The organism is Brevundimonas sp. AVps23W (genome assembly GCF_058681395.1).
In genome coordinates this window covers 1,458,504-1,478,187 of the sequence record NZ_CM178738.1, presented here as the reverse complement: position 1 = coordinate 1,478,187, position 19,684 = coordinate 1,458,504, and the positions used below count along the sequence as shown (strand labels likewise).

Annotated in this window: 17 protein-coding genes; 8 read left to right on the top strand and 9 right to left on the bottom strand. The window is 66.5% G+C overall.

Features of this window, described 5'->3' with window-relative positions:
• Positions 1-2: 2 nt before the first annotated feature.
• The gene (locus ACW177_RS07335) at positions 3-338 is read right to left on the bottom strand and encodes a type II toxin-antitoxin system Phd/YefM family antitoxin (protein ID WP_492027920.1); all 336 of its coding nucleotides are present in this window, start codon (positions 336-338) and stop codon (positions 3-5) included.
• A 47-nt stretch (positions 339-385) separates the two neighbouring features.
• Here ACW177_RS07335 and ACW177_RS07330 point away from each other — a divergent pair, with 47 nt between their 5' ends.
• From ACW177_RS07330 to ACW177_RS07305, 6 genes are all read left to right on the top strand, one after another.
• Positions 386-2,275 (top strand): ABC-F family ATP-binding cassette domain-containing protein, encoded by a 1,890-nt coding sequence (locus ACW177_RS07330; RefSeq protein WP_492027919.1) that lies wholly within the window; start codon positions 386-388, stop codon positions 2,273-2,275.
• A complete protein-coding gene (locus ACW177_RS07325) occupies positions 2,275-2,517 on the top strand; it encodes a DUF2164 domain-containing protein (RefSeq protein ID WP_492027918.1) in 243 nt (80 codons plus the stop codon). Before ACW177_RS07330 ends, ACW177_RS07325 begins: the two co-directional genes overlap by 1 nt.
• A 95-nt stretch (positions 2,518-2,612) precedes the next feature.
• Complete coding sequence (locus tag ACW177_RS07320) at positions 2,613-3,008, top strand: hypothetical protein (protein WP_492027917.1); 396 nt, start codon at positions 2,613-2,615, stop codon at positions 3,006-3,008.
• A 271-nt stretch (positions 3,009-3,279) separates the two neighbouring features.
• On the top strand, positions 3,280-4,080 hold the full coding sequence (locus ACW177_RS07315; RefSeq protein WP_492027916.1) for a DUF4198 domain-containing protein: 801 nt from the start codon (positions 3,280-3,282) through the stop codon (positions 4,078-4,080).
• Positions 4,081-4,190: 110 nt separating this feature from the next.
• On the top strand, positions 4,191-7,250 hold the full coding sequence (locus tag ACW177_RS07310) for a DUF3857 domain-containing protein (RefSeq protein ID WP_492027915.1): 3,060 nt from the start codon (positions 4,191-4,193) through the stop codon (positions 7,248-7,250).
• A 127-nt stretch (positions 7,251-7,377) separates the two neighbouring features.
• The gene (locus tag ACW177_RS07305; RefSeq protein WP_492027914.1) at positions 7,378-8,037 is read left to right on the top strand and encodes a DUF4304 domain-containing protein; all 660 of its coding nucleotides are present in this window, start codon (positions 7,378-7,380) and stop codon (positions 8,035-8,037) included.
• A gap of 287 nt (positions 8,038-8,324) precedes the next feature.
• On the opposite strand, the gene ACW177_RS07300 is transcribed toward ACW177_RS07305, so the two are convergent.
• Both ACW177_RS07300 and ACW177_RS07295 read right to left on the bottom strand, forming a co-directional pair.
• Positions 8,325-9,350 carry an IS110 family RNA-guided transposase gene (locus ACW177_RS07300; protein WP_492027913.1) on the bottom strand — a complete coding sequence of 342 codons (1,026 nt, stop codon included), beginning with the start codon at positions 9,348-9,350 and terminating at the stop codon, positions 8,325-8,327.
• Between the two features lie 696 nt (positions 9,351-10,046).
• Entirely contained in the window at positions 10,047-11,072 is a 1,026-nt protein-coding gene (locus tag ACW177_RS07295; protein WP_492027913.1) for an IS110 family RNA-guided transposase, read from the bottom strand.
• 104 nt (positions 11,073-11,176) lie between these two features.
• Between ACW177_RS07295 and ACW177_RS07290 the strand changes: the two genes are divergently transcribed.
• Positions 11,177-11,611 (top strand): RNA-binding protein, encoded by a 435-nt coding sequence (locus tag ACW177_RS07290; RefSeq protein WP_492027912.1) that lies wholly within the window; start codon positions 11,177-11,179, stop codon positions 11,609-11,611.
• Between the two features lie 230 nt (positions 11,612-11,841).
• Here the strand turns inward: ACW177_RS07290 and ACW177_RS07285 are convergent, their stop codons facing one another.
• On the bottom strand, positions 11,842-14,331 hold the full coding sequence (locus tag ACW177_RS07285; RefSeq protein WP_492027911.1) for a glycoside hydrolase family 3 protein: 2,490 nt from the start codon (positions 14,329-14,331) through the stop codon (positions 11,842-11,844).
• 240 nt (positions 14,332-14,571) lie between these two features.
• Positions 14,572-15,936 (bottom strand): alpha/beta hydrolase family protein, encoded by a 1,365-nt coding sequence (locus tag ACW177_RS07280; RefSeq protein WP_492027910.1) that lies wholly within the window; start codon positions 15,934-15,936, stop codon positions 14,572-14,574.
• Between the two features lie 89 nt (positions 15,937-16,025).
• Between ACW177_RS07280 and ACW177_RS07275 the strand changes: the two genes are divergently transcribed.
• Positions 16,026-16,817: a LytTR family DNA-binding domain-containing protein gene (locus tag ACW177_RS07275; RefSeq protein ID WP_492027909.1), complete on the top strand. Its 792-nt coding sequence runs from the start codon at positions 16,026-16,028 to the stop codon at positions 16,815-16,817.
• 12 nt (positions 16,818-16,829) lie between these two features.
• Here ACW177_RS07275 and ACW177_RS07270 read toward each other — a convergent pair.
• The 4 genes from ACW177_RS07270 to ACW177_RS07255 all read right to left on the bottom strand — a co-directional run bounded on the left by ACW177_RS07270 (position 16,830) and on the right by ACW177_RS07255 (position 19,670).
• Positions 16,830-17,772 (bottom strand): IS630 family transposase gene (locus tag ACW177_RS07270; protein ID WP_267515012.1). Its coding sequence is split into 2 segments (ribosomal slippage): positions 16,830-17,435 and positions 17,437-17,772, totalling 942 coding nucleotides; the frame shifts between segments, so codons are not numbered across the junction.
• A 155-nt stretch (positions 17,773-17,927) separates the two neighbouring features.
• Positions 17,928-18,149, bottom strand: coding sequence for a DUF3126 family protein (locus ACW177_RS07265; protein WP_040349403.1), 222 nt, complete (start codon positions 18,147-18,149; stop codon positions 17,928-17,930).
• Positions 18,150-18,201: 52 nt separating this feature from the next.
• Complete coding sequence (gene cysE, locus ACW177_RS07260) at positions 18,202-19,023, bottom strand: serine O-acetyltransferase (protein WP_492027908.1); 822 nt, start codon at positions 19,021-19,023, stop codon at positions 18,202-18,204.
• 20 nt (positions 19,024-19,043) lie between these two features.
• Complete coding sequence (locus ACW177_RS07255; protein ID WP_492027907.1) at positions 19,044-19,670, bottom strand: NUDIX domain-containing protein; 627 nt, start codon at positions 19,668-19,670, stop codon at positions 19,044-19,046.
• Positions 19,671-19,684: the final 14 nt, after the last annotated feature.

Genomic DNA, 19,684 nt, shown 5'->3' with positions numbered 1-19,684 from the left:
ACTCACGCCTCGTGACTTTCGAGACCGAGATCAATCTCATCCAACCCCATGTCGGCTTCAACCGTTGTGCCGAAAACCTGTTCGTAAATCGGCTTGTCCAGGTCGATGCTAGGATCGATGACAATCGATCCCTTCATCGCGCCGAACATGCTCATGGGGTTCCAAGTCGCTTCCCCATCCTTGTTCGGGGAGGCGACCACCGCCACTTCCTTGCCGCGCTTGGTGATACGAACCCTACGGATCTCGCCCGAGTTCACGCGATCCAGCAGGTCCAGGCACTTGGCCTTGAACTCCGTGGCCGTTATGACGACCTCGCCGCTTACAAGATCATACGTCATGACTGGTCATATAGAGATGACCGGTCAGAAAGTCCATTGCGCCTCCCATGCTCCAGATCACCGACCTGACCTTCAACGCCTGGGGCCGCAAATTCCTCGTGGACGCCTCCGTCAGCCTGCCGCCGGGCGCCAAGGTCGGGCTGGTAGGCCGTAATGGCATCGGCAAGTCCACCCTGTTCAAGCTGATCCTGGGCGAGCTGAACGCCAACGGCGACGAGATCAGCCTGCCCAAGACCGCCCGCATCGGCTCGGTCGATCAGGAACACCCGGCCACCCCGGTCAGCGTCATCGACACCATTCTGGAAGCCGACGTCGAACGCCACACCCTGCTGGGCCGGCTCGAAACCGCCGAGCCTGAGGAAATGGGCGAGATCTGGTCGCGCCTGATCGAGATCGACGCCGACGCCGCCCCCGCACGCGCCGCCGAAATCCTGGTCGGCCTGGGCTTCGACCAGGAGAACCAGGCCCGCCCCATGTCCGAGTTCTCGGGCGGCTGGCGGATGCGCGTCGCCCTGGCCGCCGCCCTGTTCGCCGAGCCGGACATGCTGCTGCTCGACGAACCGACCAACTACCTCGACCTGGAAGGCGCCCTGTGGCTGGAGGCGCGGCTGAAGAAATACCCGCACACCGCCCTGATCATCTCCCACGACCGCGAGATGCTGAACGAGGTCTGCACCCATATCCTGCACCTCGCGAACCACACCCTGACCCTCTACACCGGCAACTACGACGCCTTCGAAAAGGCCCGCGCCGAGAAGGCCCGACTGCAACTGTCGGCCAAGGCCAAACAGGACGCCGAACGCGCCCACCTCCAGGCGTTCGTGGATCGATTCAAGGCCAAGGCCTCCAAGGCCGCCCAGGCCCAGTCACGGATGAAACGGCTGGAGAAGATGCAGCCCGTGGCCACCACCATCGAAGAGCGCGTCGCTCCCTTCACCCTGCCCTCGCCGCCCCGCCCGCTGGCCCCGCCGCTGATCCGGCTGGAGCGAGCCAATGTCGGCTATGAGACCGGCAAGCCGATCCTGCGGAACCTGAACCTGCGGATGGATCTGGACGACCGTATCGGTCTGCTGGGCGTCAACGGCGCCGGCAAGTCCACCTTCGCCAAGATGATCGCCGGCGCCCTGGACGTGTCCGAGGGCGAACTGCACCGCGACCGCAAGATGCGCGTGGGCTGGTTCCACCAGCACCAGATCGAGGCGATGGACCCCACCGACACGCCGCTGGAGATCATCCGTCGCGCCATGCCGGACGCCCCCGAAAGCGCCCGCCGCTCGAAACTGGCCCAGTTCGGCCTGGGCTATGAGAAGCAGGAGACCACGGTCGATAGCCTGTCGGGCGGCGAACGCGCCCGCCTGCTGCTGAACATGGTGGCGATGGACGCGCCCCACGTCCTGATCCTCGACGAACCGACCAACCACCTGGACATCGACAGCCGCCGGGCCCTGCTCGACGCGCTGAACGACTATTCCGGCGCCGTCATCCTGATCACCCACGACCGCTCGCTGATGGAGATGGTGGCCGACCGGCTGTGGCTGGCCGCCGATGGGACGGTGAAGCCGTTCGACGGCGACATGGACGACTACGCCAAGTTCGTTCTGGACCGCGCCAAACAGGCCATCGCCAAGCCCAGCCAGATCAAGAAGGAAGAGGCCGCCGCCGCACCGGTCGCCCAGAACAGCAAGGGCAAGAAGAACGACCGCAAATCAGGACCTTCGCCCTCGACCCTGCGTCACGCGGTCAAGAAGGCCGAGGAGACCATGGCCCGCCTGACCGCCGAGATCGCCCGCATCGACGACGACATGGCGACCGCCTCGATCAACAATCCCAAGGCCCTGGAAGGCCTGACCCGCGCCCGCGCCAAGACGCAAGCCGACCTGGACGCCGCCGAGGTCGCCTGGGTCGCAGCGGAAGAGGCGCTCGCCGAGGTGGCTTGATGAAGCCAATCAAATTCAGTCGGGAGGAAACCGCCGCGATAGCGGCGAAGCTGCGACCCTATTTCCGGGACGAACTGGACATCGAACTGCGCGACCTTCAGGCCCAAATGCTGATCGACTTTCTCAGTTCCGAGATCGGCCCCTTCTTCTACAACCGCGCCCTCTACGACGCTCAGGCGGTGCTGAAGAAAAAGGCCGACGACATCTCGGAAGCTATCGCCGGGCTGGAGCGCAGCGAGTGACCCCGTCTCCATCTCGATTTAGGTTGGGAAAGATTCGCCCCTATTCCTAAAACGAGAATCCATCGACGCTCCGTGCAACCTGAGGGAGCCGCCCTATGATCCGCACCGCCGTTACCGCCTTAGCCCTGCTGACCGCTGCGCCGGCCTTCGCCCAAGACGCTGACCCGCAGCATTATCGTCTAGACGTCTCGGTCCTTCGCAAGGGCGTCGAGGTAATCTCGACGCACACGCAGATCCTCGAGGGCGCTCCGGCCAGCGTCTCAGCAACTCTTGGCGACATCACCTACGAGTTCGAAGCCAATCTGTTCACCGCCCAGGGCGACGGCAGCGCCGCCCAGATGATGGTGGAGGCCAATCTGGCCCGTAACGAGAAGCAAATTGCCGCTCCCCGTCTGACCTTCATGCGCGGTGAAATGGCCGAGATCTCCATCGACGACGAGGGCGGCGACGCGCTGAAAATGTCCATCATGCCGGTCTCGACTGGCGACTGAAGACGTCGTCGCCGCTTCCGCACACCGCAGAGCCTGCCCGCGACCGCGCCAAAAGCTAGACCGACCGCCGACCCCAAGACCGTCATCCTTGCCCTTGTGGCGAGGATCCAGACTCCCGGTGCGTCCGCAGAGTGCGCCACGGCCAAAACCGGGCGTATGGATCCTAGGGACAATCCCTGAGACGAAGGAGATCAGCGCACGCCCCACCGATTGCTCTTGCAAATCGTTCGCACATAAATAATGTCCCCGCCCGAAAGCGGAGGACGCCCCCATGACTCGACCCACTATCCACGCCGGCCTGCTGGCCTCCATCCTGGCCGTCTGGAGCGCGGGCGCGGCCCAGGCCCACTCCCCCTATCTGCGGCCGAACCTGTTCGACGCCGGTCGGCGCGACCATGTCACGGTCGAGGCCGCCTTCACCGAGGATGTCTTCAACGCCGAGGTGGTCATGCGCTCCGACAGCTTCCACGTGGTCGGCCCCAATGGCGACACGCCGATCAGCGCCGTCACCTATCTGCGCGACCTGGCGGTGTTCGAGGTGCCGACGCCGGTAGACGGCCTCTACCGCCTGTCGTCCGGCCCCCGCGCCGGCCGCGCGGCCAAGATGTACAACACCTCCTCCGGCTGGAAGATGGTCGGCGAGGAAGACACGCCGCCCCCGCCCGGCGCCGAACTGGTCGATGTCCAGAGCATCACTGTCGCCGAGGTCTATGTGGTGCGCGGCGCCCCCGACGACGCGGCGCTGAAGCCCACCGGCCAGGGCCTTGAACTCCAGCCCCTGATCCAGCCGAACGAGATCGTCGCCGGCGAGGACGCGAGCTTCCGCCTGCTGTTCGACGGCCAGCCCCTGGCCAACGCCCCCGTCACCGTCTTCCGCGAAGCCGGCCAGTACGACGGCAAGAAGATCGAGGCCGAAACCGCCACCGACGCCTCGGGGATCCTGACCCTGCGCGTCTCGACCCCCGGCGCCTATATGACCCAGGTCCGCTATCGCACCGCCGCCCCGGCCGGCGCCCCCACCCCCTACCGCAGCTACACCCACACCCTGACCTTCATCGCCGACGCGGGGTGATCGCGCCCCTCGCCTGATCGATGTTGGTCAGAGACTCCTGAATGAAACCTGGGGTCTATGGCGCACGGCGGTCGTCGTGCTAGGCATCGGACGACCAGGGGGATTTGGGCATGAGACGGTTGTTGATGGCGGCTGCGGCCGCGTGGGTGATTTCGGCTGCGGCGCCGACCTGGGCGCAGGAAGTCGAGCGGGCGCCGGCGCCGGTCTGGGTCGTCGCCTCGTCGCCCGCGCCCCGGCCTGCGGTCACTGACGACGCTCCCATTCGGGTTCTTTCCGTCGACGATCAGGTCCACTTCGACGCCGACGGCGTGCATATCTACTACGGCCGTCGCTCCCTGGTGCAGACCGCCCAGGGCCTCTCGAACCTCAACAATGTGACCGCGACCTGGGACCCGTCGTCCGAAACGGTTCAGGTTCACGCCGTGCGCATCCTGCGCGGCGATCAAGTCATCGACGTGCTTCAGGATCAAAGCTTCCAGATCATCCAGCGCGAGAACAATCTGGAATCCTCGATGCTGGACGGCCGCCTGACCGCCACCCTCCAGCCGCGCGACCTGCGGGTCGGCGACATTCTGGAGACCGCCTTCACCATTCACGACACGGGCGGCGTGCTCGCCCCACACCAGGAAGACCTCGTCAACGCCAACTCTGGCCTGAAGATCGATCACTATCGCCTGCGCGCCAGCTGGCCCGTCGGCAGCCCGCTCAGGGTCGAGGCCGCCGAACCTTGGGCCGATATCCACCCGCGGCGGATCGGCGGAAGCCAGGTCTTCGAAATCGACGCGCGCGACCTTGCGCCGGTCAGGCTGCCGGACGACCTGCCCGGCCGCTTCAGGCTGCCGCGCATCGTTCAGTTCACGGACTTCGCCGACTGGAGCGCCCCTTCCGCCCTTATGGCGCCCCTGTATGAACGCGCCTCGACTCTGGAGGCGGGCTCGCCCCTCACGGCGCTGATCGAGGAAATCCGCGCCGCCCAGGCCACGCCTGAAGCGCGCGCCGCAGCCGCCCTTCGTCTGGTCCAGGACGAGGTGCGCTACCTGGCCCTATCCATGGGCGAAGGCGGCTATGTGCCCACCGCAGCCGACGAGGTCTGGCGCAGCCGCTACGGCGACTGCAAGGGCAAGACCGTGCTCCTGCTCGCCCTGCTGCACGGCCTGGGCATCGAGGCTGAAGCGGTCCTCGTCAGCACCGAAGACGGCGACGGCCTGCCTGAGCGGCTGCCCGCCATGGTCTGGTTCGACCACGTTCTCGTCCGGGCCGTCATCGACGGGAAACCTTACTGGATGGACGGCGCCTCCAGCGGCGACCGGACGCTTGAGGACCTGACCCCGCCCGATTATCGCTGGGCCCTGCCGATCAAGGCGCAAGGGGCCGCCTTCGAGCCCATCGTCCAGCCGCTGCTTAAGACGCCGGGTTTCGAGACCACGACAACCCTGGACGCCACCGCCGGGCTGGACGCCCAAGCGCCCTTCACCATGGACCTGGCCTATTATGGCGGCGCCGCCCTGCAGATGCGCCGCCAGATGAGCGCCGTCACGCGCGAGCAACTGCAAACCGCCATGACCGCCTCCGTCGAAGACAAGAACGACGCCGTGAAGGTCGAAACCGTCGACACCCGCTACGACGACGACTCCAACGTCTTCCACATCTTGATCGGCGGTAAGATCCGGATGACCTGGGTCAACGGCGTCGGCGGCGGACGCGTCATGGGCCTGCCCGAGGTCTCCGTCTTCATCTCCCATGAGGACGAACGCACGGGCCTGCTGGCCCAATACAAGGACCAGCCCTACGCCGTTTCCCACCCCTATATGAACCGCACCACCGTGCGCGTCCTCCTGCCCAACGGCGGCGAGGGCTTCAGGCTGGAAGGCGGCGACCAGACGGTGGAAGGCGGCGGCTACCGGGTGTCTCGTCAGGCCAGCCTGAATGACGGCGTCGTCGAGGCTGTGCGGACCATCACCAGCCTGACACCAGAGATCACGGCCGAAGACATGGCCCAGGCCCGCACCCGCGCCAAGGCTATGGTCGACACGGTGCTGCGCCTGCGCGCGCCCGCCGGCTATCAGGCCACAGCCGCTGACCGCGCCCGTCTGGCCCCGGGCGACGACGATGTCGCCGAGCTGATCGAACGGGCAGAAAACCTCAGCAAGAGCGGCGACGCGGAAGGCGCCTTGGCCCTGCTGGACACGGCCGTGACCGCCGAACCCGACAACGCAGAGGCGCGCCGCAAACGAGCGGAGGTGCGCCTGTACGAGAGAGACTACGCCGGCGCCCGGGCCGACTATGACCATGCCGTCGATCTGGACCCGGCCGATGTCGACGCCGCCGTGGGTCAGGGCCGGGTCGCCCTGGTCGAGGGGCGATACCCCGACGCCGTCGTCAGCTTCACCGTGGCCCTGCGCCTGGATCCGACTCAGACCAGCGCCCTGTCCGGTCGTGGAGAGGCCTACTACCAACTGGGCCGGTTCGACCGGTCGCTTGGCGACTACCGCTCCCTGAAAACCGCAAGCCCGGATGACGACAGCGGCCTGTGGGGCGAGGCGCGGGCCCTGGGTCGCCTGGGTCGCGCCGAAGAGGCCCGCACCCAGATCGCCGCCAAGCTGGAAGACACGCCCGAAAGCTATGCGGCCCTGGATCGGTTGATCACCCTAGGCAAGGCCGACGGACGCCTGCGTGAGGCCCTGCTCGCGCTCGACGCCGGCCTGGCGGCCTCCCCCGACAACTTCGGCCTTCTGTCCCTGCGCGGTGAAGCGCGCGCCGCCCTGGGCGACGCCGCCGGCGCCCGGTCGGACTTCGACGCCATGCGCCGGCTGGCCGGCGGCGATCCCGGGCTGATGAACGACGTCTGCTGGGGCCAGGCCATCAGCGGCTTCGACCTGGACCAGGCCCTGGCCGACTGCGACATCGCCGCCGATGCGGGCGTCGCCGCCTTCGTGGACAGCCGCGCCATGGTCCTGCTCCACCTGGGCCGGTTCGACGAGGCCAAGACCGCCTACGACCAAGTCCTCGTCACCCTCCCCAACCTCCCCGCCTCCCTCTACGGCCGCGGCCTGGCCCGCCTGGCCCTGGGCGACACGGGCGGGCAGGACGACCTGGACCGGGCCAAAGCGCTGGACATCGACGTGGGCGAAAAGTTCGAGGTCTTCGAAGCGCGGCGGCCCCGGTCGTAGGGCGGCGCGTGGCGTGGCGGGTCTTCGGTTGAGCGAAGGCGCTCTGCGCCTGAATGCCTGATCCTATTCGAGCCGGCTCCGCTCGTTCTTACACGGCCTCGACCCAAAACGGACGTTGCGGCCTGCAATGGATACAGGCAATCTAAAGCTCGTGCCGGACGAACTCGCCAGGGCGGTAACCAAAGTCTTGAGTCCAGTGCTTAAGCCGCTGGGCTTTCGGCGTGCCCGCAAGCGCGACCTTGTCCGGATCGAGAACGGCTTGGCCCAGAGCCTCTATTTTCAGGTATCGGGTTGGGGCGGCCGCGAGTTCTGCGTCACGGCCAGCGTGAACTTGATCGCCGCCAACGAATATCGGGTTTTGCAGCCGGGTTTCTGCCTCAAACGTGACGTGGACGGAGGCGATCTCTGGCTACCATCGCTGACAGTGGAGGAAGCCCAAAGATCGGCCCACGTGATCCTCGCTTCCATAGAGGCGCAGGCTCTTCCCTACTTCGACCGGGCCCGAACACTCGATGGATTCTCGGCCCTGCTTGGAGAGGAGCAGTGGGCTTCGGCGCATCACCTAAGTTTTGAACGAGGAGTGTTGGCCGCGATCCAAGGTCATATCGCTTCGGCGCGCCTCCACTTGGCCCAGGCAATCGCGCTCTACGATGAAGTCGGGCAGGAATGGTGTTCCAGCTACATCGAACGTGCAAATCAATTGCTCAATGCCCTCGGCGAAGGCGACGGTGCCCAGCTACTTGCCACTTGGCACCTGAGTCACCTCAAGGCGCACGGGGGGACCTAAACGTCTTCTCCTGCCAAGGTCCGCTTTCCATCTGTGGACGCCCCCTTCAGCGCAAGAGTGAATCCGAGAGTTTCTGACACGTAGTCGGATGCTGCCATCTGTCCGGCCTGTACTGCGGCGGCGTACCGTCGCTGGCCTATATGGGAGTTCGCGGATCCGGTCCAAATCACCCAAAGCGTGCTCGAGGCACGGTGGAAAGCCCTGGTTTTCCTGATCCCGTCTCGCCGACTGTCGCGCCATATGCTCCTTCGCTCATCCTACGCTTCGACGTCTCGCGTTCGTGCTGGCTAGGCCTGCACGCCCGGAGCTCGGTAGACATCGCCCTTGGCCATGAGCGCCCAGACGATGCGGGCGTTCTTGTTGGCCAATGCGACGATGACCAGCATCTTCGGCTTTCGCGCCAGCATCTGGTCGAGCCATGACCCTGCCGGCGCGCCTCGGATGGCGGCCTGTTTTATGACGGCGCTGGCCCCGATGGTCAGAAGCCGTCGAAGTGTTCGCTCGCCCATTTTGGTGATCGCACCGAGCTTTTGCTGGCCACCGGTGGATCGCTGTCGCGGCGTGAGGCCCAGCCAGGCGGCGAAGTGGCGCCCGCTCTTGAAGGCTTCATGGGAGGGAGCGAGGGCGACCAGAGCCGTCGCCGTGATCGGACCGATCCCCGGGATGGTCATCAATCGACGTGCGACCGGATCATGCCTGGCGCGCGAGGCGATCTCCGCGTCGAGCACAGCGATCTGCTGGTCGAGCGTTCGCAGGGTCGAGACCAGAACCAGCAAAATGGTGCGCGCGGCGGGCGGAAGCGCTTCGGCCGGATCCTCGACGCGTGCGATCAGGCGCTCGACGTGCGGCACGCCTTTGGGAACGATCCAGCCGTACTCCGCCAGATGGCCACGCAGGGCGTTGATCGTCTGGGTGCGCTGACGCACCAGCAGGTCCCGAGCACGAAACACGACGCTGCTGGCCTGCTGCTCTTCCGGCTTGAGCGGCACGAACCTCATGCTGGGCCGTTGCGCCGCCTCACAGATCGCCTCGGCGTCGGCCATGTCGTTCTTCTGCCGCTTCACGAACGGCTTTACGTAGACCGGCGGGATCAGCCGGACTGTATGACCCTGGCGGGTCAGCTCTCGACCCCAGTGATGGGCGCCCGCGCAGGCCTCCATCGCCACGACACAGGGGCGAAGGCCTGCAAAGAACGCCAGCAAACGTCCTCGCCCCAACTTCTTGCGAAACACCACCTCGCCCCCAGCATCCGCGCCATGCGCTTGAAAGATGCTCTTGGCGAGATCCAGACCAACAGTGCTAACCTGTCCCATGGACGCCTCCTTCGAGTGTTGTTCAACACCCTCACTCTGGCACATCGATGCCGTCGGGGGGCGTCCACCCCATCACCCCTCTCTGAAGTCCGAAAGGTTTGCCACCGGGCACTGTGGTCCAAAGTCTGCATTCCGGACAGGCTTCAATTTCTGTTCCCGACCCGTTGCGGACATTCGACGGACTATGCGGCGAAGACCTCGATTCCGATCAGACATCCGTCCGCGTCGAAGTCTAGGATTAGATCTACGCCCTTATACTCAGGCATGATCTGATCAAGAGGCACGGATTGCGCGACGCATCCAGCAGTGCCTCTTCCGGGATGGCCCGGCAAAGTGATGTAGGTCATGTTGGCTAGAACGTCCCGCGTAAGCTGAACTTTGGGCATCGTCGCCATCCTCGTTGGGGCGTAAGCTTACGAGCCCAAAGGTCCACTTTCCATCTGTGGACGCCCCCTTCAGCGCAAGAGTGAATCCGAGAGTTTCTGACACGTAGTCGGATGCTGCCATCTGTCCGGCCTGTACTGCGGCGGCGTACCGTCGCTGGCCTATATGGGAGTTCGCGGATCCGGTCCAAATCACCCAAAGCGTGCTCGAGGCACGGTGGAAAGCCCTGGTTTTCCTGATCCCGTCTCGCCGACTGTCGCGCCATATGCTCCTTCGCTCATCCTACGCTTCGACGTCTCGCGTTCGTGCTGGCTAGGCCTGCACGCCCGGAGCTCGGTAGACATCGCCCTTGGCCATGAGCGCCCAGACGATGCGGGCGTTCTTGTTGGCCAATGCGACGATGACCAGCATCTTCGGCTTTCGCGCCAGCATCTGGTCGAGCCATGACCCTGCCGGCGCGCCTCGGATGGCGGCCTGTTTTATGACGGCGCTGGCCCCGATGGTCAGAAGCCGTCGAAGTGTTCGCTCGCCCATTTTGGTGATCGCACCGAGCTTTTGCTGGCCACCGGTGGATCGCTGTCGCGGCGTGAGGCCCAGCCAGGCGGCGAAGTGGCGCCCGCTCTTGAAGGCTTCATGGGAGGGAGCGAGGGCGACCAGAGCCGTCGCCGTGATCGGACCGATCCCCGGGATGGTCATCAATCGACGTGCGACCGGATCATGCCTGGCGCGCGAGGCGATCTCCGCGTCGAGCACAGCGATCTGCTGGTCGAGCGTTCGCAGGGTCGAGACCAGAACCAGCAAAATGGTGCGCGCGGCGGGCGGAAGCGCTTCGGCCGGATCCTCGACGCGTGCGATCAGGCGCTCGACGTGCGGCACGCCTTTGGGAACGATCCAGCCGTACTCCGCCAGATGGCCACGCAGGGCGTTGATCGTCTGGGTGCGCTGACGCACCAGCAGGTCCCGAGCACGAAACACGACGCTGCTGGCCTGCTGCTCTTCCGGCTTGAGCGGCACGAACCTCATGCTGGGCCGTTGCGCCGCCTCACAGATCGCCTCGGCGTCGGCCATGTCGTTCTTCTGCCGCTTCACGAACGGCTTTACGTAGACCGGCGGGATCAGCCGGACTGTATGACCCTGGCGGGTCAGCTCTCGACCCCAGTGATGGGCGCCCGCGCAGGCCTCCATCGCCACGACACAGGGGCGAAGGCCTGCAAAGAACGCCAGCAAACGTCCTCGCCCCAACTTCTTGCGAAACACCACCTCGCCCCCAGCATCCGCGCCATGCGCTTGAAAGATGCTCTTGGCGAGATCCAGACCAACAGTGCTAACCTGTCCCATGGACGCCTCCTTCGAGTGTTGTTCAACACCCTCACTCTGGCACATCGATGCCGTCGGGGGGCGTCCACCCCATCACCCGAAGCTGAACCTTCCGGCGTCCGCTGATGGACCAAACCCGTCAACGTCCGGTTCCGGCCTCAATGCCTATTTCGCAAACCGACCCATTGCAGACGTTTGCCTTGACGATCAACCTGCCACGCATGGCACCGCTTACGGCTTATTCCTTCCGAGATCGGGCTTTCAGTCCAGAAGGCGACACGCACGTGTGCATCGTTGAGCGTGAAGCTTTGAAAGCGTTCATGTCGCCAAAGGAAATCTCCGCCGCGTTCAGTGGGCATGTGGTCTATCGCCGTGGCCTATTTATTCGCTACGTCGGTGTTTGGGGGCGAAGAAACAGCAAGCGGCTTCGACGCTTCCTGTCAGAGCGGGGCGCGACCGTCGCCATCGTGCGATGCAAGCCCACTGGCGCGCGCATTGCGATCTTCGAGAAGCGCGCAACCCGTGAACGGATTAGGGACATCACGATGGTGGAGGCGTAGGCGGCGACGTCCGCTCCCCACCCTCAGCTGACGTCCGCATCGTCCTCATGGAGCGCAGCGAGAAAGAACTCGAATCCCCCAATTTCTCGGTCGAGGCCCCGATTTTTCAATGGCTTGATAAGCCCAAACGGCAATCGACCTACCACGCCTCAAAACCGTGCCATCATCGCAGTGCGGTCTTTGAAAATCTAATCCCTTCGCCGCGGCGGCCTTGCGACCGCCGCCATCCCTCACGCCGGGCAGCGCGTTTCGGTCTGGCTGGAGTCCAGCTTGATCTCCGACACCGACACCGTCAGCGTCCCGCTGGTCGCCATGTGGAACGGAATCTCGACCTTCGACAGATCCCCGCCGTCGGTGCGGAAACAGGTCAGGGGGATGCGGGCCTCGCGCCATTGGCCGACCGGGGCCGAGCGCAGCAGGCCGGTCAGGTCGATGGCTCCGCCGCCCAGCTTGAAGGCCACCGGCGCGCTCGGCGCGACGTCCACGCGGTAGCGGAAGCCCAGGGCCACCGCGCCATTGGCCTGACGCGTCAGATCGACCGGGGTGCCCCAGATCTCGACGCTGGCGACGCTGGCGCCGGCGAAGGCGAACTGCTGGCCGCTTTCCTGGGCCAGGTCATCGACCGGGCGCGAGGCCACGCCGCTACGCGGGCTGGACGCCGTCTTGGCCGTGCCGGGTCGGGTCTGCCCGCCCGCGTCGTTCAGCAGCAGGCTCCAGGGTGAGACGAACCGGCCATCGACGAAGTAGCGGTCCAGATTGGTCGCCTGGGCCGAGACCCCGCTCTCCTCCGACAGCATTCCCACCGTCGCCGGCGCCGCGTAGCTGAGGCCATAGCCATAGGCGAACTGCGGATCATAGCCGGGCTGGCCGTGGTTCAACGGCGCCCCCGTCGCATCCTTGGGCCAACTGAACGACAGCTTGCCGGTGAAGTCCTGGCGCGGCTTGCCGTCGGCCCCGCCCACCAGCAGGTCGGCGACCCCGCCGCCCTCGGTCCCCGGCAGCCAGGCCGCCACAAAGGCGTCCGACGCATTGATCTCAGGGTTGGTCCACATCGGCCGTCCCGACAGGAAGACCGACACGGTCGGCACCCCCGCCGCCTTCAGCCGCTGAAGCGTCTCCAGCGGCGCGCTGGGCACATAGTCCAGATTGTCCACATCGCCCTGGAACTCGGCATAGGGGGTCTCGCCGAAGACGACGATGGCGACGTCCGGCTTGTCGGTGAAGCTCCCGTCCGCGCTCAGGGTCGCGGTTCCGCCCCCGGCCTTGACCGCCTCTTCGATCCCGCCCCAGATCGACTGGCCCTGCGGGAAGTCGGCGTTGGAATTGCCCGTCCCCTGCCAGCTCAGGGTCCAGCCGCCCGAGGCCTGGCCAATGTCGTCAGCCGCCGTCCCCGCCACCAGCACCCTTGCATTGGCCCGCACCGGCAGGACGCCGTCGTTCTTCAGCAGCACCAGAGACTTACGCACCGCCTCGCGCGCCAGGGCGCGGTGCGCCGGCGAGGCCAGTTCCTCGAACCGGCCCTCCATCGGCCGCGTCGGCTCGAACAGGCCGGTCTTGACCTTGGCGACCAGGATGCGGCGCACCGCCTCGTCCACCCGCGTCATCGGGATCTCGCCCGACTTGGCCTGGGCCAAAGTCGAGGCGTACAGCGGCTTCCAGCTGTCGGGCGCCATCAGCATGTCGATGCCCGCGTTCACCGCCAGGGCGCAGCTCTCATTGGTGCAGCCCGGCAGTTGCCCATGGGCGTTCCAGTCGGACACCACAAAGCCCTTGAACCCCAGCGGCCCGCGCAGCACGTCGGTCAGCAGGGTTGGGTTGCCGGAATGTTTGAACCCGTTCCAACCCGAGAAGCTGGCCATGATCGACAGCACGCCGGCGTCGATGGCCTGGACATAGCCGCCCAGATGGACGTCGATCAGCTCCTGCTCCGTCCCCCGGAAATCGCCCTGGTCCTCGCCCTCGAAGGTGCCGCCATCGGCCAGGAAGTGTTTGGCCGATCCGGCGATATGGCCGGGCGACAGCGGCCGCCCCGGCTGCAGCTCGCCCTGAAGCCCCAGGGTCATCGGCCCGGCATAGGACCGCTGAACCTCCGGGTCCTCGGCATAGCCCTCATAGGACCGGCCCCAGCGGTCGTCGCGCGGCACGGCCAGGGTCGGGCCGAAGGTCCACTCCGCCCCTGTCACCGCCACCTCCAGCGCCGTCGCCGCCCCGATGCGCCGGATCAGGTCCGGATCACGCGCGGCGCCCAGGCCGATGTTGTGCGGAAAGATGGTCGCGCCGGGGACGTTGTTGTGCCCGTGCACCGCGTCGATGCCGTAGATCAGCGGGATGGTCGTGCCGCCGCGCGCTTCGTTGGCGGCGCGGAAGGCGCGGGCCAGGTCCAGCCATTTCTGCGCCGACGCCTTGTCGTCGCCCCACGGACCCGAGCTGCCGCCCGCCAGGATCGAGCCCAGTGGATAGGTCTTCAGGTCATCCGGCGTAATCGAGGCGATGTCGGCCTGGATCAGCTGACCGACCTTCTCCTCCAGCGTCATCCTGGCCATCAGTTCGGTGACGAAGGCCTCGGTCCGCGCGTCGCTGATCGCCGCCGGGGTCGCGGCATGGGGCCACAGCGCCGGATTGGCCCGCGAGGCCTCGGGAACCGCCACCGTCTGAGCAAAGGCCGGGGCGCCGCCGCCTACGGCCAGGGCCAGCACCATCAGGGACACAGTCGCGCGCATCGGATTTTCCTCGCAGGATGAACCAGGAGGCGTGCGTCTGACGGATCGGAAGACAGGCGGACAGGCGCGGCGGAACGACGACGTTCCGACCCTTCACACTGTGCGTCTGCTCCCGAGCGATCGATCCGCCGCCCTTCGGCGCGGATTAGGGACGGGACGCCGCGACCCGTCAAGCCATTTTTGAGAACGTTCTCAGGATGGCCCCACGCACGATGTCGCAGGGCGATCCCGAACCGCATTTCACGGCCTGGGCGTCGCCAGCAGACGCCCATCGCCATAAACGCCGCCCAACCGCCCCGTCCGCGCCCAATCCAGCACAGCCTGGTAGTAGCCGGGCGCATAGCCGATCGCGGTGCGCTTGCCGTCCGCCGCTGTCTCGAACCGGACGATGCCGTGGTCGGTGGCCGGATATTCCAACAGGGTGACCGGCCGCCCCTGGGCCGCCAGGTCGATCAGCCTCTGGCGCGTGGCTTCGGGCGGCGCGCCGGTGTCGTCCTCCGCCTGGATCCACAGCATGGGCGCGTCAAGGCGGCTCAGCACCGGCAGCGGGTCGTAGTCCCACGAGGTTCCGACATCGAGCACCGGGGCCATGGCGACGATCTGTTCGTTCGGCGTGTTCAGCAACAGGCCGGTGAACTCGCCCCTGATGTCGCCGAACCAGGGCTGGGCGCGATACCTGGCCCGCACGGCCTCCAGACCGTCAAAGCCGACCGCCCCGCGCGAGGCGATGAAGGCCCCGGTCACATCGGTGATCTCGCGCGCCTGGTCCAGCACATCGGTGTTCCAGCCCTTGGCCTTCAGGTCCAGCATCACCTGGTCGCTGTCCTCCGCCAACGCGCCATAGGCCAGGCCGAAGCCCACGGTGACGAAGTCCACTGGCGTCAGGCTGGCGGCCAGCGGCGCGACCCAGCCGCCCTGGCTGGCGCCGTGCAGGCCGACCCGGCCCGCCCGCGTCCCCGCCAGCCGACGGGCCTCGACCACGGCGGCGGCGGCGTCCTCGGCCAGCACATGGAAGTCCTGGGTGTAACGCCCCTCCGACCCGCCCGACCCCCGCTTGGCGTAGACGAAAACGCCCACGCCCTCGGCTGGGGCGAACCGCTGGAAGGCGTTGAAGTCCAGCGCATTGGCGCCTTCCGACCCATGCACCTCGACCATGATGGGGACCGGCCCGTCGCCCGGCGGAAGGATCAGCCGCCCCACCAGGCGCGTCCCGCCTTGCCCGACGAAGGTCGTTTCGCGCACGTCCTGCACCAGCCGGCGACCGGTCTGGCCCTCGAAGACGATCCGTCCCTCATCGCAGGAACCGAGCTGCGGCTGCGGGCCTTCGACGCGGGCGGTCGATCCCAGGGTGCTGACCCAGCGCCCATCTGAACCCACGACCATCCTGGCCGTCGATCCGTCCAACCGACGCCACCGCAGCCCCTTGTCCGCCAACGGTGCGACGTCCACCCAACTGCCGTCGTCCAGCCGATAGACGCCCACATGACAGACCACGGCCGGATCGGGTCGCGCATCGACGTCGGCCCCCGGCGCCTGGGCCAGAGCTGGAATGGCGACGGCGGAAACGGTGAGGGTCAGGGCGGCGATGAGCCACGAATGCGACATGGGTGTTCCGATCAGGGTTGGTTCTCGCCCAACGCCATTGCCGCGCCGCCGCCGGCTCGCTAGGCCCGAATTCGCGAACGGCGCCGTGGGTGCGCGAACGGGACGGCATGGGCCACAGGGCGAAGACCATCATCGGGGCGAAGTCCGCACGACGCTGGGCCGTCGACGTCCTCATGCTCGCCGCCATGGGGCTGCTGCTCGGGTTTCTCGGCCCGTTCGACTCGGACAATGCCCCCATCGCGCCCCGCTACGCCTATTGGCTGACCTGTATGCTGGGCGGCGGGCTGATCGCCGTCGCGGTGGACGAGAGCCTGGGCCGGCGGCTGCCCGTCCTGTGGAGACGGGTTTTCCTTACCTCGGCGCTCGCCACCCCGCTGGTGACCCTGTTCGTTGTCGTGACCCAGCATCTGATGTTCGCTGAGCAGCGCTGGTCGATCTATCTGCCGCTGCTCTGGCAGGTCTGGCCCATCATGCTGGCGGCCATGGCGGTCCGTGCCCTGGTCTGGCGCAAGCTTCCCACGCGGGTAGAGACGCGCACCCTCGTCGTCCCTCCCCTGCCCGAGGCCGAGGCGGTCTTCCGGCGCAGACTGTCGGCCAGACGCCGCGGCGCCCGACTGATCGCCATCGAGGCGCACGACCATTATCTGCGGGTCCATACCGATGCGGGCGCCGAGTTGATCACCCTGCGGTTCGCCGATGCGCTGGACGAACTGGCGCGGGCGCACGGATGGCGCGTTCACCGTTCGTGGTGGGTGGCGGCCGAGGCTGTGGAAGAGGTGCGCTGGCGGCGTGGGACGGGCGAAATACGCCTCGTCGGCGGCCTGACGGCGCCGGTCAGCCGGACCCATGGCCCCGTGCTGAAAGCGGCAGGCTGGCTCTAGAGCGTGATTCCTTCACACGGAACCGTATCCTGAGTTGACGAGGTAGTTCGCACATTCGGCGGGGCTGAAGAGATTGATGATCTCTCCGGCCTTTCGCCACGTGGCTTCAATGGTTCTGGGCTGGGCGTTGCGCATGAGGTGTTTGAGCTTGGCGAAGACCTGTTCGATGGGGTTCAGGTCGGGGGAGTAAGGGGGCAGGAAGATCATGTGTGCGCCTTTGGCCCTGACAGCGGCGCGGGCGGCCTTGCCCTTGTGACTGCCGAGGTTGTCGAGGACGACGACGTCGCCAGGCGACAGGGTCGGAGCCAGTATTTTCTCGATGTAGACGAGGAAGATCGCACCGTTGATCGGACCATCGATAACCCAGGGCGCGTCGATCCGGTCATGGCGCAGGGCGGCGATGAAGGTCAGGGTTTTCCAGTGACCGAAGGGCGAGTGGCCCTTCAAGCGTCGCCCCCTCGGCCCCCAGCCGCGCAAGGGCGCCATGTTGGTCTTGACCCAGGTCTCGTCCAGGAACACCAGTCGCGACGGGTCGATCCGCCCCTGATGCGCCTTCCAGCGTGCGCGGCGGCGCGCGACGTCAGGCCGGGCCTGCTCCTCAGGCAGCAGTGTTTTTTTTGAAGCTCAGTCCTTCAGCGTGCACGAACACCCACACCGCTCGAGGGCCGGTCTTGATCCCGCGCGCGGCAAGTTCGGCCGTCAGTCCTCTGAGCGTGAACGGCCCTGAGGCGATGCGGGTGCGCAGCCATTCGGCGCAGTCTCCTGACAGCGTGCGAGGCTTGTGGCCGCCGACCTGGCCCGGCGCCACCGAACCTGTCTCTCCAACTCGCTTCGTCCACTTGGACACGCAAGACGGACTGATCCGAAGCGCCGCCGCGATCTCCCGGTGTGTCTCGCCCTCCGCCTTACGCGCCAACGCTCGCTCACGAAGATCCATCGAATAAGGAGCCGTCATCCGGGCTGGCCTCCCATCCAGCACGGATGTTGAATCAGATCACCGCAAACTTGGGAATCCCGATTCCGTCAAAGCGAGCCATGCTCTAGAGGCCCCGCCCGCGGTCGTGCGTGATCGCCCGGTCTGGGCCGGACGATCACGAAGGGGACGACAGCCTATTCCGGCAGGTCTTCGGCCAGGATCGCCATTTCGAACATGAACGAGCCTTCCTCGTCCTCGTCCTCAAAGACGATGCCGATGAACTCGTCGCCGACATAGACCTCGGCCGAGTCGTTCTGCTTGGGACGGGCCTTCACGATGATGCCGCCGGTGTTGAAGGTGCGCTTGAGGTGGGCCTCGATGCGCTTCAGGTCGGTGTCTTTCACGGGGGGCCTCATGGTCTTGGGTTGGCGGCGGACCCTAGAGAAGTCGGGGCTTCAGGGAAACCCGTCAGATCACGAAGTCGTACACCACGTCCGCCAGCGTATGGTCCATGGTCCGCGCCGGCTCGGCCCCGGTGGGGCAGTTAACCAGCCGCGCCGGCACCCCCGCCACGGTGCAGCCCGACGGCACAGGCTTCAGCACCACCGAGCCCGAGGCCACCTTGGCGTAGTCGCCGACGTGGATATTGCCCAGCACCTTGGCCCCGGCGCCCAGCAGGACGCCCTTGCCGATCTTGGGGTGTCGGTCGCCGCGTTCGGCCCCCGTGCCGCCCAGGGTGACGTTGTGCAGCATCGACACGTCGTCGCCGACCACCGCCGTCTCGCCGATGACGATGCCGGTGCCGTGGTCCAGGAACAGCCCCTGGCCCAGCCGCGCCGCCGGATGGATGTCCAGCTGGAACAGTTCGGAGATCCGGCTCTGGAAATGGAAGGCCAGGGTTTCGCGCCCCTGCCCCCACAGCCAATGGGCCACGCGCCAGGCCTGTAGCGCCTGGAAGCCTTTGAAATACAGGAAGGGCTGCAACAGGTTGCGGATCGCCGGGTCGCGCTCGGCCACGGCCTGAAGATCGGCCTCAGCCGCTGCGACCATGGCCGGATCGGCGATGAAGGCGGACAGGCAGACCTCGCGCACCGACATGGCGCTCATTTCCCCGTCGGCCAGTTTGCGCGCGATCTGGAAGCTGAGGGCGCCGGCTAAGTCGTCGTGCGACAGGATCACCGCATTCATCTGCGAGCCCAGCTGGGGCTCCTCGCGCGAGGCGGCCTCGGCCGAGGCGCGCAGCTGGCGCCACACGCTGTCGGTTTCCGCGACGATTTCAAGCTTGGCCATGCCGGGCTCCTTCGGCGACATCATACCCGCCCCAGCATGGCCTGCGCCAGCGCCGGAGGCAGTTCCCCGTTCAACGCCATATGATAGGCCTTGTAGGCCGTCGCCACCGTCAGGCTGTCGCGCACCGTCCCGCGCCCGATCTCGTCGAGCAGATCCAGGAACGGAACCCGCACCACGGCGATGATCTCCGTCGGGTCCGGCGCGACAGGCGCGGGGCTCAGCCCCCAGGCGATCCAGGTCTTGCCGATCTCGTCGGTAATGGAGTTGGACATCTCGACCGACAGGGCCGGCGCCCAGTGCGCGGCCTCCAGCCCCGCCTCCTCGGCCAGTTCGCGCCGGACCCCGTCGAACGGATCCTCGTCCAGGGGCGCCCCGCCTTCGGGCATTTCCCAGGAATAGTTGCCCAGGGCGAACCTCTGCTGGCCCACCAGCACCACCGTGCCGTCGTCATGCACCGGCAGGACGCCGGTCCCGACATTCTTGAACCGCACGACGGCGTAGTCGGCCGCGTGGCCCGTCGGCGCCGTGGCCGGATGCCGCGTCAGGCTCAACCACGGACTGTCGAACACAACCTCGGTTCCGTCGCTGCGCCAGGCCGGCGGTTTCGCCAGACCTGCGGCCCATTTCGGTTCGTCGGAATTGCTCATGGCTCACCTATGGC